Genomic DNA, 1,807 nt, shown 5'->3' with positions numbered 1-1,807 from the left:
CATCAAAAAAGTAGCCGAACATGCCGTTGCCACGCAGAAGGCTGGGAATAAGGTAATAGTGGTCGTTTCGGCCATGTCGGGAGAGACAGACCGCCTTTTGAAGCTGGGCAGTTCAGCCTCTTCCTTGACGGGAGATGGTGGCATTGAAAGAGAACTAGACGCGCTGGTTGCCACCGGAGAGATGACCACGGCGGCCCTGACCGCTATCGCCATCAAAACGCTTGGAGTTGCCGCTTTGTCGCTTAACGGTTTTCAGGTCCCCGTTGTCACCGATTCGGAGTATCAGCGCTCAAGAATGAAATATATCGATACCGCCCGCATTGAACGCGAGCTTAAAGATGGAAAAATAGTGGTCGTCGCCGGATTTCAGGGGGTGGATAAAGAGGGTAATATAACCACCATCGGTCGCGGTGGTTCCGACACTTCGGCTGTGGCAATGGCATCCGCCTTAAAGGCCGACTGGTGTGAGATATATTCTGACGTAGACGGGCTTTTTAGCGCCGACCCCAATCTTTGCAAGGGTGCAAGGAAGATCGATAATGCTTCGTATGAAGAGCTCCTTGAAACGGCCGGGGCCGGGGCAAAGGTCGTTCACATGCACGCGGTGGAGCTTGCGGCAAGGCAGGGGATCAACCTTCATTTGAAGAGGTCGCCCTCTATTGATGGCAGGGCCGAAGATCAGGGGACCAAGGTCACGCGCGAAGAGATAAACATGGCGGACGTGCTTGTCTCTACCGTTGCGCATACGTCGAACGAGGCGAAGATTTCGGTAAGGGCGGTGCCGAACATGACAGGTCTTACCGCGCGCCTCTTTGAGCCGCTCGCCAAGTTCAATATAAACGTCGATATGATAGTAGAGAACGTATCATCGAACGGCACGTCCGACGTATCATTTACCATAGCCAAGCAGGACCTGAAAAAAACCATGCAGCTGACCGAGAACGTTGCCAAGGAGATAGGTGCGGGGAAGGTCGAGATGATGGGCGATGTGGCGAAGATATCGATAATAGGCGTCGGCATGAGGTCACACGCGGGCGTTGCCGCCAAGATGTTTCGAACCCTCGCAAAAGAGGGAATAGACATCCAGATGATATCCACTTCTGAAATAAAGGTCTCGGTAGTTGTGGATAGTAAATATGTCGAAAAGGCGGTCAATGCGCTTCATTCAATTTTCATTTCCTCCCCTTTGTAGGGGGAGGTCAGGTGGGGTAGACAATGCTCCGTTTTCTGGGCTCAATAATAGTGATAGTCCTTGTTTCCGGTTTTTACAATATTTACCAATTCGCGGATAAACCGAATGATAATAGACCGTCGAGCTTTTCTCTTGATTCGATCTCACCCGTAACTCCCCAAGAGGCCATCCTCCTAGGCCAAAAACTCGACATCAACGTGGCTTCCGTAGCCGACCTCGAGGTCATTCCCGGCATCGGCCCTTCGCTTGCCAAAAGGATAGTAGAATACCGAAACGCCCACGGGCCATTCAGGTCAATTGAAGAGTTAGATCCTGTAAACGGTGTGGGCCCCAAGATCCTCGAACGACTCAAAATTTACCTCAAATTGTAGTTATCCGACTGCTATATAATGCATTCAATATTTAGGCATGTTTTTTGCCCGCTAGATCCTGCTACGCAATGAAAGATAATCTCCGATCGTCAGATCAAGGTCTTTTAAGATGCTTCTTATAAGGCCGCGTCTAAGGTCTTCGCCTTTATGAAATGGAACAACCGTTGAACACCCATCTTTGTGAGCCATGTAAACGTGGCTGCCGGTCTGCCTTATTTTCTTAAAACCGACAGATTCAAGGGCA

3 protein-coding genes are annotated in these 1,807 nt (G+C 50.4%); 2 read left to right on the top strand and 1 reads right to left on the bottom strand.

From position 1 onward, the window contains the following. On the top strand, window positions 1-1,192 hold a 1,192-nt coding region (locus tag COV46_00265; GenBank protein ID PIR18395.1), incomplete at its 5' end, for an aspartate kinase. A 23-nt stretch (window positions 1,193-1,215) separates the two neighbouring features. Further along, on the top strand, window positions 1,216-1,563 hold the full coding sequence (locus COV46_00260; GenBank protein ID PIR18392.1) for a hypothetical protein: 348 nt from the start codon (window positions 1,216-1,218) through the stop codon (window positions 1,561-1,563). A 51-nt stretch (window positions 1,564-1,614) separates the two neighbouring features. Here COV46_00260 and COV46_00255 read toward each other — a convergent pair. Continuing rightward, on the bottom strand, window positions 1,615-1,807 hold a 193-nt coding region (locus COV46_00255), incomplete at its 5' end, for a hypothetical protein (protein PIR18394.1).

It is taken from the genome of Deltaproteobacteria bacterium CG11_big_fil_rev_8_21_14_0_20_49_13 (assembly GCA_002796305.1).
Classification (GTDB): Bacteria; UBA10199; UBA10199.
Note: the sequence above shows the minus strand (reverse complement) of the source record. Positions and strands in the feature narration are given on the sequence as shown.